14 protein-coding genes are annotated in these 15448 nt (G+C 64.5%); 2 read left to right on the plus strand and 12 right to left on the minus strand.

The features are described 5' to 3' along the window. Positions 1-52: 52 nt before the first annotated feature. From CDI09_RS07535 to CDI09_RS07550, 4 genes are all read right to left on the minus strand, one after another. Complete coding sequence (locus CDI09_RS07535) at positions 53-1438, minus strand: glucoamylase family protein (RefSeq protein WP_110571230.1); 1386 nt, start codon at positions 1436-1438, stop codon at positions 53-55. A 380-nt stretch (positions 1439-1818) separates the two neighbouring features. Continuing rightward, positions 1819-3342, minus strand: a complete 1524-nt coding sequence (locus tag CDI09_RS07540; RefSeq protein WP_110571239.1) for an efflux transporter outer membrane subunit — start codon at positions 3340-3342, stop codon at positions 1819-1821. Positions 3343-3350: 8 nt separating this feature from the next. Then, the gene (locus CDI09_RS07545; RefSeq protein WP_078523758.1) at positions 3351-4877 is read right to left on the minus strand and encodes a DHA2 family efflux MFS transporter permease subunit; all 1527 of its coding nucleotides are present in this window, start codon (positions 4875-4877) and stop codon (positions 3351-3353) included. After that, positions 4874-6004 (minus strand): HlyD family secretion protein, encoded by a 1131-nt coding sequence (locus CDI09_RS07550; protein WP_078523759.1) that lies wholly within the window; start codon positions 6002-6004, stop codon positions 4874-4876. The genes CDI09_RS07545 and CDI09_RS07550 overlap by 4 nt, the downstream gene beginning before the upstream one ends. Before the next feature lie 117 nt (positions 6005-6121). Here CDI09_RS07550 and CDI09_RS07555 point away from each other — a divergent pair, with 117 nt between their 5' ends. Continuing rightward, positions 6122-6841, plus strand: a complete 720-nt coding sequence (locus CDI09_RS07555) for a TetR/AcrR family transcriptional regulator (protein WP_110571231.1) — start codon at positions 6122-6124, stop codon at positions 6839-6841. Here the strand turns inward: CDI09_RS07555 and CDI09_RS07560 are convergent. The 5 genes from CDI09_RS07560 to CDI09_RS07580 all read right to left on the minus strand — a co-directional run bounded on the left by CDI09_RS07560 (position 6775) and on the right by CDI09_RS07580 (position 12061). After that, positions 6775-7386 (minus strand): YceI family protein, encoded by a 612-nt coding sequence (locus CDI09_RS07560; RefSeq protein ID WP_078523761.1) that lies wholly within the window; start codon positions 7384-7386, stop codon positions 6775-6777. The genes CDI09_RS07555 and CDI09_RS07560 overlap by 67 nt on opposite strands. A 40-nt stretch (positions 7387-7426) precedes the next feature. Beyond that, entirely contained in the window at positions 7427-8233 is an 807-nt protein-coding gene (locus tag CDI09_RS07565; protein ID WP_078523762.1) for a DODA-type extradiol aromatic ring-opening family dioxygenase, read from the minus strand. Positions 8234-8408: 175 nt separating this feature from the next. Next, on the minus strand, positions 8409-8666 hold the full coding sequence (locus CDI09_RS07570; RefSeq protein ID WP_205836651.1) for a hypothetical protein: 258 nt from the start codon (positions 8664-8666) through the stop codon (positions 8409-8411). 134 nt (positions 8667-8800) lie between these two features. Next, positions 8801-9973: an OprO/OprP family phosphate-selective porin gene (locus CDI09_RS07575; RefSeq protein ID WP_078523763.1), complete on the minus strand. Its 1173-nt coding sequence runs from the start codon at positions 9971-9973 to the stop codon at positions 8801-8803. 153 nt (positions 9974-10126) lie between these two features. After that, entirely contained in the window at positions 10127-12061 is a 1935-nt protein-coding gene (locus CDI09_RS07580; RefSeq protein ID WP_078523765.1) for an N-acyl-D-amino-acid deacylase family protein, read from the minus strand. A gap of 279 nt (positions 12062-12340) precedes the next feature. Between CDI09_RS07580 and panS the strand changes: the two genes are divergently transcribed. After that, positions 12341-13261, plus strand: coding sequence for a ketopantoate/pantoate/pantothenate transporter PanS (panS, locus tag CDI09_RS07585; protein WP_078523769.1), 921 nt, complete (start codon positions 12341-12343; stop codon positions 13259-13261). 67 nt (positions 13262-13328) lie between these two features. On the opposite strand, the gene CDI09_RS07590 is transcribed toward panS, so the two are convergent. The 3 genes from CDI09_RS07590 to CDI09_RS07600 all read right to left on the minus strand — a co-directional run bounded on the left by CDI09_RS07590 (position 13329) and on the right by CDI09_RS07600 (position 15379). Then, positions 13329-13517, minus strand: coding sequence for a hypothetical protein (locus CDI09_RS07590; RefSeq protein ID WP_078523771.1), 189 nt, complete (start codon positions 13515-13517; stop codon positions 13329-13331). Between the two features lie 151 nt (positions 13518-13668). Continuing rightward, positions 13669-14598 carry a 2-hydroxyacid dehydrogenase gene (locus CDI09_RS07595; RefSeq protein ID WP_078527574.1) on the minus strand — a complete coding sequence of 310 codons (930 nt, stop codon included), beginning with the start codon at positions 14596-14598 and terminating at the stop codon, positions 13669-13671. A 19-nt stretch (positions 14599-14617) separates the two neighbouring features. Continuing rightward, the gene (locus CDI09_RS07600) at positions 14618-15379 is read right to left on the minus strand and encodes a 2-keto-4-pentenoate hydratase (RefSeq protein ID WP_078523772.1); all 762 of its coding nucleotides are present in this window, start codon (positions 15377-15379) and stop codon (positions 14618-14620) included. Positions 15380-15448: the final 69 nt, after the last annotated feature.

A 15448-nucleotide genomic window follows, 5' to 3' on the forward strand; every position in this document is an offset into this window, starting at 1 on the left:
TCCCCAGGGTGCCGCCTTTTCCCCCAAAGGCGGCGTTATCAGCAACCCGCCTTTACGAGGGATGGGGTGCCGCGGGCAGCACGGCGCTGGCATGCGCGGCGTCCACCCCTGCGGGTTGTGTCGTGGGCTGCGGGGCGGTTGCGGTGCGTGGCGCCGCAGGCAGCCAGCCGCCCTCGAAGCCCGCGCGTTCAAGCCCGGCGCGGATATAAGGGCTGCGCTTCATCACGTTCCACACCAGCCCGCTGCGCCAGTTTTCAATCATGAGCAGGATCGGCCCTTGATCGATGCCAAGATATTCATGGTCGGTCCAGAACGCCTTGCCATCGTGGAAGCTGGGGTTGAACGCATCCACAAAACCATACTGGCCATAAATCTGCTGGCCATACCGCGCCTTCATGTCGCGCAGCGTGGGCAGCACGATCTCGGGCGCGAATGCGATGGAACCGGCAGCCGCAGTCGGCGCAATGGTGCCATCATCGAGCGTATAGTCACGCCCCGCGCCCCGGGCGGAATAGGACAGGAAATGCCGCGCCTGCCCATCAATCTGCTGCGTGGTGTCACCGGGGCCATCACATGCGGTCAGGCCCCACATCGTGGCGCTGTAGCCCTGCCATTTGCCGGGGTTGGCAATGGCATAGGCCTGCTGGGCATAGACCGCGCGGCGACTGTTCTCAAAGTAGTCGATCTGCTTCTCGCGCGCCCAGGCATCGTGCAACCCGCGAAAATCAATCCATGCATGGGTGTACTGGTGGCCAAAAAGCGGGGCGAAGTTGAGAAAGGTCTGGCCGTAATAATCGCCCCAGCGCTGGTTGTTGGTGGCAAGCCAGGCCTGCCACGAGGCGGGTTCCAGTCCGTGGGTCGGGGCGCCGAGGGCCAGGATATAGGCCATCATCCCCTCGCTGTAGCCTTCCCAGTAATTGGGAATGAACTGGTGCTCTGGGCTCCAGCCCATGCTCAGCCGGTTATCGGGCCTGCGCATCCACTGCCAGTCCACGCGTTCGTACAGTTTGTCCGCCAGGGTGCGGATTTCACGCTCGGGGGCCGTGTCGCGGGTGTAATAGGCCTGTGCAAACAGCACGCCCTGCATGAGCAGCGACGTGTCGATGCTGGAGAGTTCGATATCACGGTTGAAGCGCAGGCCGGTCGTTTTATCGAGGAAGTGGTAATAAAAACCGTGATAGCCAGCAGCCTTGTCCGGGCTGTCATTCTGCGGGCTCTGCATGAGGTAACGCAGGGTTGCGAGCGTGCGCTGCACCGCCTGCGCGCGGGTGATGTAGCCGCGCTCGGCCCCGATGCCATAGGCCGTAAGCCCGAAGCCCACGGACGCCACGCTGCTCAGGGTCTGGGGTGAGGGGTAGCGGTCGGGTATGAGGCCGGTGCGCGGGTCGCCCGCATCCCAGAACCACTGGAAGGTGCGGCGTTCAAGATCATTCACCATGATGGTGTCAGGCGCGCTGGTGCTGACGGGGGCGGGGGCTGCGGTCTGTGCAGGTGCTGCAGGAGTTGTTGCCCATACGGACGGAGCGGACGTGCAGCACAGCACTGCCGAGAGGACTATGCCTGCATAGCCCCGCGTGTGGGTAAAGCGCAAAGCCCGGTCTCCTGCCTGGTGCTATTGCATACCGTTATGAATTCAGATCAGGCATGAAGGCAAGATCCGGGAATCGTTTTGGGCGCAGGAGTTGCATTGCAAATTGTAACGTCTGGCCATGTCTTCCATGCATGCCCTGACACACCGCCCTGCAACCACGACAGGCGCGGGTAAACAATGGGGGCGGTGGACGGGGCGACCTGCACTCGGGCGCAGGCCGCGTGACATCAATGCGCCGGAGACTGTGCTGCCACGGGCTGCGTGGCGGGTGCCGCCTGCCAGCCCAGGCCGAGCGCCTTCTGCACGGCGATATAGTCGGTCGTCATGCTGGCGCGGGCCTGCGCCTGCTGCTGCTCGATCTGGATGCGCTGGCGTTCAACATCGAGCGCGTCGATGACCGAGAGCGTGCCCGCGCGCTGGCGCTGCTGGGCCAGTGTCCATGACTGGTCGGAGGCGGTGCGGGCCTCATCGAGCTTGAGCACGTATTCACGCTGGCGGCCAAAGCGCGACAGGCTGCCTTCCGCATCCTGCAGGGCGGCGAGCACTACAGTCTGGTAATGCGCAAGGGCCGCGTCACGCCCGCCCTTGGCCTGCCCCACGCGTGAGTTGGTGCGGGCAAAGTTCAGGATGCTCCATTCCAGCGTAGGCCCGCCCATGTAGGAAAAACTGTCACCCGAGAAGAACCGCTGCCCGTTCGCTCCGGTAAAACCCACCGTGCCAAACAGGCTGATCTTGGGAAAATACTGGCCAATGGCCTGACCGATCTGGGCATTATTGGCCGCGATATCGCGCTCGGCCACGCGAATGTCGGGCCGCCTGCGAATCATGTCGGCAGGGTTGCCCACGGGCACGAGCGCAGGCGGCACGGGCACGGGGGCGGGGCTGGCCAGCATGGCGTCAAGCTGGCCGGGTTCGCGGCCTGCAAGGGTGGCGAGCGCATCCATATAGCTGGCCTGCTGCGCCTTCATCGGAGCGATGGCGCCCTCGACCTGCGCAAGCTGGCCTGCAAAGCGGGCCACGTCCTCCTGCGATGCGGTGCCCTGCGCGCGGCGCTGGCGGGTCAGGTCCAGCATCTGGCGCTCGATCGTGATCGTGCGCTCCATCAGCGCCAGACGGTTCTGCACATCACGCAGGCTGACATAGTTGCGCGCCACATCGGCCACGAGGCGCAGCCGTGTATCGGCCAGCTGGGCCAGTTGGGCCTCGCTTTGCGCACGCGCGCCCTCATAGCCGCGCCGGTTGCCGCCAAAGGGATCGATTTCCCAGCTGGCATCAAAACCCGCGCCGTAGGAATCGGATTTGATGGCCGGTGGCAGCGTCATAGCCTGCTCGGCCCCGCTGCCGCCGAGCACGGACGTGATATCACCCGTGGGAATGCGCGTACGGTCCCAGAAGGCCGCCGCCCCACCACCGGGGAAGAAGCCCGCAAAGCGCTCGCGCTGGGTGGCGCGTGCTGTGTGCAGGCGGGCGGCGGCCTGCTTTACGTCAGGGCTGTTTTGCAGCGCGGCGGTGATGAGTCGGGTCAGGATCGGGTCATTGAGCCCGGTCCACCACTGGGCGAGTGGTTCCTGCGCGGGGGTGCGCGCAGGGTCGGCGCGGTTGAAGGCCTGCGCGTGCTCGGCGGCGGGGGCGACGTGGGGCGGGCCCTTGTAGTCCGGCCCGACAGAGCAGGCGGCAAGGGAGAGGCTTGCGGCAGCACCCAGCACAAGGCGGCGAGGCTTGCGGCACAGGGAGGGGAAAAGGCGCATCATATCTGTTGTCATCCCACCGTCATGCCGGCGTCTTTGGGGAGGGGTCTGATCAGCATGACCAGCGGCAGCATGGCCAGCAATGCCATGCCAAATATCCAGAACAGGTCGCTATAGGTCATGACCGTGGCCTGCCGGGTAATGAGCGCGCTGAGGCGGGCGAGGCCAAAATGCTGCACGAAGTCCTGCCCGGCCAGCGAGTTGGCGGTTATCGTTTCCTCAAGGCGGGCGGTGTGCAGGTCCAGCCTGCGGTCATGCAGGGTGGCCACCGCCGCCAGCCCGAACGAGCCGCCAAGGTTGCGCGCGGCGTTGAACAGGCCGGATGCATCCTCGGCATACTGTATGGGCACGGCGCTCGTCGCGGCCTGGTTGAGGAACAGGAGCGAGAAGAACTGCGCAAATCCGCGCACGATCTGTGACCAGAAGAAGTGCTCGCCCGCGCTGTCGGGCGAGAGATGGGCGTTCATGAAACAGCTCACCACATACAGGAACATGCCAAAGCCGATGGCGAAGCGGATGTCGAGCTTGCGCACCAGAATGGGGAACACCGCCAGCATGAGCAGCGTGGGCACGCCGCTTATGGCCGCGACCATGCCCGACTGCTCGGAATTGTAGTCCGGCACGGCCGCAAGGAACTGCGGTATGAGATACAGGATGCCATAAAGCGCCCCGCCTACCCCGAGACTGAGGATGAACACGCCAAAAAAGCTCTTCTGCAGCAGTATTTTAAGGTGAATGACCGGTCGGGGCGAGCGGAACTGCCCAATGACCAGCAGCGTCATGCCAATCACGCACATGACGCTGAGTTCACGGATCATGTCGGATTCAAACCAGCGTTCGCGCTGCCCTTCCTCCAGCACCACGGTCAGGCCGCCCAGCCCCATGACCAGCCCGGCCAGCCCGTAATAATCCGTCTCGCGAAAGGCGCCCCAGTCGATCTTGCCTGCGGGCAGCCCCACGAACAGCAGCACGCCCAGCCCGATGCTGATGGGCAGGTTGAGGAAGAAGGCGTAATGCCAGCTCAGGTTCTCGGTCAGCCAGCCGCCAATCACCGGCCCGATCACGGGGCCGAGCACGGCGGTCATGCCAAACAGCGCAATGCCCACCGGGCGCTGGGCGGGTGGCAGGCGGGTGGCCACGATGGTCATGGCGGTGGGGATCATCGCCCCCCCGGTAAAGCCCTGGCCCACGCGGCCGATAATCATGTGCAGCAGGTTGGGCGACAGCCCGCACCACATGGAAAAGATGGTGAACAGCACGGCGGCGATGAGCAGGAAGTTGCGCAGCTTGAAAATGCGCTCGAACCAGCCCGCCAGCGGAATCATGACAATTTCGGCCACCAGGTAGGCGGTGGTGACCCATGTGCCCTCGCTGCTGCTGGCCCCGATCTCGCCCTGGATGGTGGGCAGGGCGGAGTTGACAATGGAGGTATCAAGCGTTGCCATGAGCGCGCCGATGGTACCTGCCGCAACCGCCAGCCAGGCGGCGGCATCCGCCTTCTCGACGGGTGGCTGCTCTTCAGCCGGGGCCGTGGTCATGGGCCGCCATCCGCCGCGGGCTCGACCAGCGTATCAACCGCAGCCGTGACCGACAGGCCGGGCACCAGCACCGCGCGCTCGCTGCCTTCGGGCTGGATGCGGATGCGCACCGGCACACGCTGCACCACCTTGGTGAAGTTGCCGGTGGCGTTATCGGGTGGCAGCAGCGCGAACTGCGCGCCGGTGCCGGGCGCGAAACTCTCGACAGTGCCCTTTATTTTGGCGCCCCCCAGCGCATCGACCGAGACTTCAACCGGCTGGCCGGGCCGCATGCGGCGGATCTGCGTTTCCTTGAAGTTGGCCACGAGGTAGAGGTCCTGCACCGGCACGATGGTCATCATGCGCGTACCCACTGTGGCGTACTGCCCCACGCGGGCGGTCTTGTCGCCCACGCGGCCATCAATGGCGGCGCGGATGGTGGTGGCGTCAAGATCGACCTGGGCCGTGCGCTGCTGGGCAATGGCCTGCTCGATACGGGCCTGCGCCTGCAGGATCTCGGCGCTGTAGGTGGCAAGCTGGCGCTGGGCGGACTGCAGGCCCGCGGTGGCCTGCGCAAGCTGGGCATGGGCCTGCGCGCTGCTGTTGCGCAACTGGTCGTAATGCTCGCTGGTTTCGGCCCCGGTGGCGGCAAGGGCGCGGTAGCGGGTCACCTCGCGGTCGGCAAAATCGGCCTGCGCCTGTGCCGCCTGCACGCGGGCCTGCGCCTGCGCGATCTGGGCATCCTGCGCATCGATCTGTGCTTTGGTCTGGGTAATCGCGGCCTGCCCCTGATCGGCCAGTGCGCGGGCCTGCTCGAAGCGTGCGCGCGGGTCGCGCTCATCAAGGCGCAGCAGGACCTGGCCCTTGCTCACCTTCTGGTTCTCGGCCACCAGCACTTCATCCACAAATCCCGCCACACGGGTCGAGACCGTGACCTGATCGGCCTGCAGATAGGCGTCATTGGTGGACTGGATGAAGCGCCCATGCATCCACCAGTGCACAAGCCACACCACAAAGGCGATCAGCGCCACGCCGCCAATACCGGCCAGCACCATCTTGCGCATGGCGGCCCTGCGCGGGTCTGCCGGTTTTTTGGGGGTGGCAGGCTGGCCTGCGGGGGAAGGGTCGGTCGGGGGGGTATCAGGCATGCGCCACCATTTATGGAACGGGTCGGTACGGTTTTGTTAGGATGGACAATACGCCCCGGTCAAGCCACATAAGCGCGGGGCCTGTGCCCTGACCGCCGCCAGACCGGGAGTTTCACGATGCCGAACGCCATGCCCCGACCGCGCCGCTCAGGCCGCCCCACACCTGCGGATTCAGCCCAGTTGGACCGCTACCTGCTTGAAGTGGCGGGTGAACTGTTCATCGCCCATGGCTATGCAGGCACCTCGATGGGACAGATCGCGCGCGCTGCGGGGGCCAGCAAACAGACGCTGTATCATCGCTATGCCTCGAAAGAGGCGCTGTTCAAGGCTGTCATTACCCATTTATGCGCGCGGCTTCTGGAACACGACACGCAGGTTTCGCTCCGTGATCCGCTTCAGGCCCTGCATGCGGTGTGCCGCATGCTGCTCGACTTCATCATGCAGGAGGATGTGATCGCCACCTACCGCATGATGATTGCCGATGGCTACCGCTACCCGGCCCTGATCGACCATGCGATGGATGAAATCGTAGCCCCCTTTCACTGCCGTATCATCAACCTGCTGCGTGCGGCGGGGGAGGCGGGGCAGATTCCGCCCGGCCATGACAACGAACACACCGCCCGCCTGCTCACCGGCCTCATGACCGGCTGGGCCATACAGCAGCGCCTGCTCGGGAGGCACCCGCTGCCCGAGGCTGCCGCACGCGCGGCTTACGTTGATGAAACGTGGCGGTTCTTCCTGCACGGGCTGGGCGTGGGGCAGGGGCGTAATCAGTCCTGTTTTTCAAAGGCTCCAGCAATGGAAAGCGTTACCTCGTCGCCCACCATGGGCAGGTAGGTCTTCATACCGAACGCGCTGCGCTGGATGGTCGTGGTGGCCTGAAAGCCGACCGTATAGGCCTTGTCGAGCGGGTTGATGCCCGCGCCGACATACTGCACCTGCAACACCACAGGGCGGGTGACGCCATGCAGCGTGAGGTCACCGGTAACGCTGGCATGGTCAGCCCCCACCGGCACGACACGGCTGGAAACAAAGGTGGCGTTGGGGTAGCGGGCAGTATCAAACCAGTCCTGCCCCCTGAGTTCGGTTGTCAGCACGGGGCTGGTGGTGGTGATGCTGGCTACCGGCACGGTTACATTCAGGCGTGATGCGGCAGGCAGGGCCGGGTCCAGCCGCAACGTGCCCGAAATGCCCGCAAACAGGCCCGAATAAGGGGTGAAACCCATATGCAGCAATGAAAATGTGATCTGCGTATGGCCCGGCTCGACCCTGTACTGCCCGGGGCGCACATCGGCCGCCGGTGTGGTGGCGGCAAGCGGGGCAAGGGGCAGGGTGACAGCCAGCGCCGTGAGCATGCCCAGGGTGATGATCTTCGGGGTCATAGGCGTCCTGTCCTTGCAGGCGAAGGGGAGCGGCGTGCCCTTAGCCAAAGCGGAAGCCGGACAGTGCCTTGCCCATGATCGTATCACTGTAATCACGCCTGCCAAGGTCATTTCCTGCCGCACCGGCGGCAAAGAGCAGCGGCAGCAGGTGCTCGGGCGTGGGGTGGCAGATACGCGCACCGGGGGCCTGCGCCCAGTGGGTCAGGGCCTCGGCGCGGATGGGGGGTGGTGATTCCACCGCCCGCGCCAGCCATGTGTCAAACGCGCGCGACTGGGCATCGGATTGCGGATCGCGCCCCATCAGGTGGCGCACGTTGTGATAGGTCATGCCGGTGCCCACGATCAGGATATTGCGCGCCCGCAGCGCCTGCAGGGCAGCCCCCATGTGCAGGGTATGCGCGGCATTGAGGTCGCGCGGGAGGGAGAGTTCCACCACGGGAATATCTGCCTGCGCGAAGGCCAGCATAAAGGGAATGAACACCCCATGGTCCAGCCCGCGCCCGGTATCGGCCTCGCCGGGCATGCCTGCATGGGCCAGCAGGTCGAGCACCTCGGCAGCGAGTGCCGGCGCGCCGGGGGCGGGGTATTGCAGGTGGTAGGTATGGGGCGGAAAGCCGGAATAATCATAGATCAGCGGCGGGTGCGCTGATGCGGTGACCATGGGCACCCCTGTTTCCCAATGGCCGGACATGACCACAATGCCATCGGGCCGGGCAGGCAGGGTGGCGGCAACACTGCGCAGATAGGCGGCCATATGGTCCCATGTATCGGGCCAGTCCATGAAAAAACAGGGGCCACCACCATGCGGCAGGAACAGCACCGGCTGGCGGGATGGGGATGGTTCCATGAGGGCGTTCTCCCGGTGTCGGATCATGACAGGACGCTGTCTGAGAATAACCTGCTTTATAAAGGGTAAGGTAGAACGTCTTTATGATATACAGGTTCTCGCAACGGCGGCCTGTCCGGACCGCACCTCATGGCAGACAGGGCCGGACATGCAGCGCCGACCCTGTCACGGGGTTTTACTTCCCGCAGCTTTTCTCGAACTCGTTATGAACGTCCTGTTCGTTTATCTTGATTTCCCCGCGATAGACCGACTGGGGCTTGAGGTCCACGCGTGCGCCACCAACCGTGACGGTGGTGTCGGAATTGACTTTCCACTCGCCTGAAGGCTCTTTGGACACGGACTTGCAGTAATCGGGATGACCCTGCGCGAAAGCTGGGGTTGCCAGCGCGATTGCCGCGACAGTTGCGAGAATGGAAGCAGATCGGATCAGCATGTTCTGTATTCCTTTATGTGCCGGTTATCGCCGATGCATCGACCCGGGCAGTGTGCGCCGGTAAATGTGGCGAGTGTTTGGCAACAAAAAGTTACAAAACTCATATTCAGGATTAGGGAGCTGCCAGCTACCGCTCAGAATTTAATCTGGAAAAGCGACATGATGGCATGGAAGTGCTCAGGCGCCCTGCCGCTTTTTACCTGCCCGTATTCATACTGCACGGTGGTGCGGATGATGGCGGTGGGCCACCAGTTCAGGGCAAGCGAGCCGGTCTGCTGGCTGCCGCCGCGCACGGTGGCTGAATCAAGATTGACTTCAGAGTAGCGGGCCGCGACTTCCAGCACCCCGTAGCCGTTGCACAGCACATCCTGCCCCCGCGCGCATGTAGGGGCGGAAAAGGCGGCCGAGCGCCCCTTCCACTGTCGCGGCGTGCCATTGATCGTGTAGCCCAGCATGCCATACCAGCCATGAAAGTTCAGGTTCTGGCTGCCTGCGGCGGGGCTGGTGTCGAGCATGATGTCATAGCCCTCGCCCTGAAACAGCAGCCTTTTCCACGCCACGGCGGCCTCCGCGCCAAAGGCTCCGGCGGATGTCGCGGCAAGGCGGCCGGTATTGAGGTATTTCGAGACCGTGCCGGTATTGAGTTCCGGGTTGTCGGATAGCGCAATGGCCGGGCTGCCATGGGTCATGGAGGCGGGGCGGAACACCCATTCCCCCGAAATGCCAGCATGCACCACCACATCATGGCTGCGCACCGGCAGGCCCACGAGGCGGAAGGCCATGGCGCGCTGGTTGCCATCCTCACCGGGGCCTGCGGTACCCGCAGTGGCGGAAAGGGCGAAATGGTAGCGCCTGCCATAGGCTTCCGCCTGCACGGCCTGCCGTTCGATGCCTGTGGCAAGGTTACGGGTAATGGTGGAAATGCTCGAGCGTTCGACAAACACCGTATCGCCCTGCGCCTGCATGGATTCAAGGCCGAAACTGGGTTTGAAAATACCGGCGGTAAAGACAAAATGCTTCAGCCCGATATAGGAGACCTGTCCTTCAAACAGCCGCATGGGGCCATTGGGGGCAGGCCCGAAATCCCATATCGCGCCAATTTCCACCTGGTCATGGATATTGACGCGCACGCCATTGCGCAGCCGCGCCCCGCGCGCGCCGGTGCCTGGATGGGCGGGGCCAGCCGAGACAAAGCCGCCCGTATCAAGCTGGTCGGTGGCGTAGGGGCGGATGGTGACGCCGTGTAGCCTGACCACGGGCACGCTCTGGGCCTGCAGGCCCGCCACCGGCACACAAGCAGCCACCATCGCCACCGGGAGGGATGCCAAACATCCGGTTTTCAGCCGCCATGCCAAGGGTATGTGCTTTCTCCAACCATAAACAATGTGGCGGGATAGCATGGCGGGCAGGGCAGGGTATCTATCAAAAAATTGCACGAACTGCCTGTCCGTGCATGAAGATTACGTGATGACCGCTCTGTCATGGACCATGCGCTCATCAAGGGCGCAGGCCTGCTCATGCTCGAGCGGGTGGTCACTGGCGCGCATGACGCGGCCATGTGGCGTTGCGCCAAAATCGGGCGCATAGCGGCCTTCGGTCCAGACCGGTTTACCCGCGATCATGACATGACGCACCACGCCAGGGGGGCGGTTGATGACCTGTCGGCAGCCAAATTCGGAGCGGTGCACGAATTCGTAGGTTGCCTCCGGGTTCCACCGCCGCAGGGCCTCGGGGTCGATCACGCACAGGTCGGCCTGCGCGCCCACGCGCAGCCTGCCTGCATTGAGGTTGAAGAAATCAGCAGGCAGGCCGGTCAGGCGATGGATGGCGAGCGCCACCTTTTCAGGCCCGTCCGGCTGGGCGATCTTAAGGAAGCGCAGGTTGCCATCATAAAAGGCGATATTGGCCAGATGCGCCCCGCTGTCGTTGAAGCCGGGCAGGGTCTGCGGGTTGAACAGCAGCTTTTTCAGCCGCGCGGGATCGCGGTTGGCAAAAGTCGTTTCCCACCGCAGGTCCGTATCCCACTGCCGCAGCAGGTGCAGGAGGAAGGTGGCGTCATCGCGCACGGGGTCGGGGAAGGTGGCGAAGAACGCGGCTTCCGCCGTGCTGGCAGCCCCCTGGCGGCCCTTGGTGTGCTGCCAGCGCAGCAGGCGGTTGTAGGGAGCGAGCAGGGTCTCGCCCTGCCAGTTGGCCAGTGGGCATTCGGCCACTTTCATGTCGGCCAGGCTGCGGGTCAGCACGGTTTCTTCCTGTCGCATCAGGCGGCGCAGGCGGTCGAATGTCCAGCCGGATTTGCCCTTGAGCCACATCTCACGGAAGCCCGCGATCCATTCCGGGTCATTGAGAATACGTGCACGCCCCGCACGGTCATCGAGTTCGAGTTCGTTCAGGGCGCGCAGTTCCGGTATTTCATCGGCAATGGGGTTGATCGCGCCATCGCTCCAGATCCGGAACGAGGCTGCGAGCACCTGAAAGCGGAACATGCCGCCGAGCAGCCGCGAATTGAGCATGGCCGAGAGCATGAGGCACATCGAGACGGCGGCGCGGTTGGTCTGCAAATCGATCGCGGCCAGCACCGTGGTCTTGAGCGGGCGGCCAAACAGCCGCCCGCTTGTGAGCAGAAAGCTGCGCACGGCATCGACGATGTCATCCTTGGGGGGCGTGGCCTGCCACACGCGCCCGTAGCGGCGCACAACCCCGGTCAACTGCCTGAGTTCGCGGAAGCTGGCGTATTGCGTGGGGATCTTGCGCTTTTTGTGCGGGTCGTTTGCCAGGAAATGAAAGGGCAGGGCATCGGTTGAAAAACCGGCATAACCCTGCGCCATGCCCGCATCGACCAGGCGCTCCATGCGCGCACGTTCGCGCCGGGTGGGGCGGCGCGAGATGGAATCACGCAGGCCCATCACCTCGATGCGCAACATGGAATGCGGAATGAGCGGCACCACATTGGGGCCAAGCCTCAGGCTGGAAAGATGGTCGAGATAGCTTTGTGAATCCGTCCAGTCACATGCATCGGCCACTTTGGCCAGCACGCTCTTGGGCATGTTCTCCACGCGGGCGAAGCAGTCCACGATCGGGTCTTCGCCCTCGCGGCGCTGGTTGCCATAGGTCACGCCAATGGAGCAGTTGCCGATCACCACCGTGGTGGTGCCATGGCGCACGACCTCGGGCAGGGCGGGATCGAGTTCAAGCTCGAGGTCGAGATGGGTGTGGATGTCGAGCAGCCCCGGCATGAGCCACATGCCATCACATTCGATCTCTGTCGTGTGGCTGCCGGCCACGAGCAGGTGGCCTATGGCGGAGATCCTGCCCGCTGATACGGCGATGTCGGTTCTGGTAGGGCTGGCACCCGTGCCATCGAAAAACAGCGCGTTACGGTAGATGGTATCAGGCACGCAGGTCTCCAGGGGGATGATGGGCAGGCAGCATGACGAGACAGTATTGCGGCGTATTGATGGCGTCGTGCCACAAATCATGCCCCCGTTTAAACCGCCCGTGGGGCGAAGGGTTGCATGCCGTATGCGCCATGGCAACACCGTGATATCGGGACAGGCGCAATACAGGCTGTTCACGCACAGGGCAGCCCGCTATGCACACGCCCTTGGCTGGTTGGCAGGGGGCGCAGGGATGATGGTGATGGATGTCAGGGCAGGACGGATGTGCGGGGCAGGCACGTGCTGACGCGGCTTTTTCCCGTATGGGCGGTGCTGGTTTCGCTCGCGGCCGTGCTGCTGCCTGGCCCCTTCCTGCGCGTGACCCCGGCCATTACTCCGTTGCTGGCCTTCATCATGTTCACCATGGGGGTCACACTCACGCCTGCCGATTTCGGGCGCATCGCGCGCAGGCCCGCGCCGGTGCTGGCAGGGGTGGGGCTGCATTACCTTGTCATGCCGCTCGCGGCATGGGGCATTGCGCATATGCTGCGCATGCCGCCCATGATCACCACGGGCATGGTGCTGGTGGGCTGTGTCTCGAGCGGCACGGCCTCCAATGTCATGATCTATCTTTCGCGCGGTGATGTGGCGCTTTCGGTCAGTATCAGCACGCTGTCCACGCTGGTGGGCATCATCGCCACCCCGCTGCTGACCCGGCTTTATGTCTCGGCGGGCGTCAGTGTGGATAGCTGGGGCCTGTTTCGCAGCATCATGGAGATGGTGGCCCTGCCGGTCTGTGGCGGCGTGGCGGTCAACATGCTGTGCCCGCGCTTCATCCGCCGCATCTCGCCAGCGCTGCCGCTGGTGGCCATGGTGTCGATCATGATCATCATCGGCAGCATTGTAGCAGGCGTGCGGCCTGCCCTGGCCAGCGTTGGCCCGATCGTGCTGGTGGGCGTGATACTGCATAACGCCATCGGGCTTGCGGGCGGCTACTGGGGGGGCAGACTGCTGGGCTTTGATGAATCCGTATGCCGCACGCTGGCGCTGGAGGTGGGCATGCAGAACTCGGGCCTGGCCGCGACGCTGGGGCGGGTCTATTTCTCGCCGCTGGCGGCGTTGCCCGGAGCAGTCTTTTCGGTGTGGCACAACATATCGGGCTCGGCTCTGGCGGCCCTGTGGGCCGGGCGGCCGCCCCGTGATGGAGATCGGCCACAATAACGTATCCGGTACTGGCCGCGACAGGGGCGAGGCATGGCGCAATGCATGCCCCGTCCGTGCCGGGTGGTCAGGGCAAGGGCGTCGTGCCCGGCGTGTGGAACAGCAGGAACAGTGCCACGATCAGGATGATGATGGGCAACAGCCCCAGCCCGTTGAACCCCGTACTTCGGGGGCCGCCGTACCAGCCGGAGCGATAGCCATACCCACCCCCGCCAATGGCGAAGATGATGAGTGCGATGATGAGAAGAGTCAGCATGGGATGTACTCCGCAAAATGCCTGCTGACCCAACGTGCCCCCTTCTGGATGGTTCCACCCGCCGGAGCGGTGGGGCCGGGGTGTTTCCCGTTCTTCAGTAATTTATGCCTGTTGCGATAACGGTGCGCCCCCACCGGGCTGGCGTTGATGCCTAGACAACAGGGCTGGGCAGGGGCCTGCGGGCAAAATGGGCGGCAAGGTTGGCCACCACCAGTTCGCCCATGGCCAGCCGGGTTTCCAGCGTGGCGCTGGCGCGGTGGGGTTGCAGCACGGTGCGTGGCGCGGTGCGCAGGGTTTCGGGCACGTCTGGCTCATGTGCAAAGACATCCAGCCCCGCGCCGCCCAGCTTACCTGCCGCAAGCGCTGCCGCCAGTGCGGTTTCATCCACGATCGACCCCCGCGCGATATTAATCAGCACGCCCTCCGGCCCAAGGGCTTCCAGCACGGCCGCATTGACCAGATTGCGTGAACCCGCGCCGCCCGATGCCGCGACAACCAGCGTATCCACGCCCCGTGCAAGCGCCAGCAGCTCCGGCACGAACACGCAGCCCGGCAGCTGCTTGTCGCAGCGGTCGGTATAGGCAATGCTTATGCCAAAGCCCCGCGCCCGCGCGGCGATGGCCTGCCCCACATGCCCCATGCCGAGAATGCCCATGCGGCGGCCCGATACCCTGTGGCCCAGTGGCGGCGCCGGGGCGTGCCCCCATGCGCCCGCGCGCACGTAGCGATCGGATTCAGGCAGGCCGCGCAGCAGCGACAGCAGCAGCCCCATGGCCATGTCCGCCACGTCATCGGTCAGCACGCCCGGCGTGGTGGTGACGCGGATGCCCCGCCTGCGGGCTTCCTCCAGATCGACCGCATCGGTGCCGATGCCATTGATGGCGATGATTTCCAGCCCCGGCAGGCTGTCCATCAACGGGCGGGGCACGCCCGTGCCGCCGCCGGTGGCAATGCCGCGTATGCGCGGCGCAACATCCGCAGGCACGCCCGCAGCCCCGGGCCTGTGCACGACATAAGCCGCCTCAAGCTGTTTTTCGATGGCATCCATCATGGGTTCAAGCAGCAGGATTTCAGGTTTCATGGTCATGTCTTCCGCAGGGTCAGGCCAGGTGGGCGTGCACTGTGCCGATGGAGGGAAAGCTTGCGCGTACATCGGTGTCGTGCACCACGAACATCGTGCCGGTTGTCGAACCGGTCGTGACCAGGCACCCGGCCTCGATGCCCAGCCCACGGCGGGCGGCATGGTTGGCCAGCCAGACCAGCAGGCGCAGCGGGTCGCCCGCGCTGTTGCCGCCCACATGCTCAACCACCGTGCGCCGGTTGATGGTCAGGCTGACCGGCTCGTCCGTGGGGATAATGGCGCGCCAGTCCGCCATGCCGGGGCCTACGATCAGCGCGCCATGGCTCTGGTGGTCGGCGGTGTGGAGCAGCCTGTGCTGCGAGCCGGGTTTTTCAAACCGCGTATCCACAATCTCGATCATGGGGTGGATCGTGCCGATGGCGGCCAGCACCTCATCCGCCGTCCACGCCGCCGCGCGCGAGGGGAGGGCGTGGGCAAAGCGGTAGCCGATTTCAGCCTCCACGCCCAGATGGCGGCAGACATAGGCGGGCACGGTCTCGCCATCCTCAAAGATCGTAGCGGCATGGATGGGGGCCGCGAAGGGCTCGGACTGCGGTGTTTCGGCGCCCACCTTCCAGCCACGTATCGGCCCGAGATGAAGCCCCACCGCATCCTGCACCGCATAGGCATCGGCCAGGGTGCGCGGGATCAGCGCTTCATGCACGCTGGCGATAGGGTCGGTTTTCTGCTGCCTTACCGCAAGGAACAGCTCGGCCAGACTGGTCGGGGCAGAAATGGGCATGGGGTCTCTTTTCCGGGGTGCCGTTTATGACTGTAACCGCATGGTGGCATATCACCCCGCGCAAGGCCA

Origin of the sequence: Komagataeibacter nataicola, assembly GCF_003207795.1 — a bacterium.
Lineage (GTDB): Bacteria > Pseudomonadota > Alphaproteobacteria > Acetobacterales > Acetobacteraceae > Komagataeibacter > Komagataeibacter nataicola.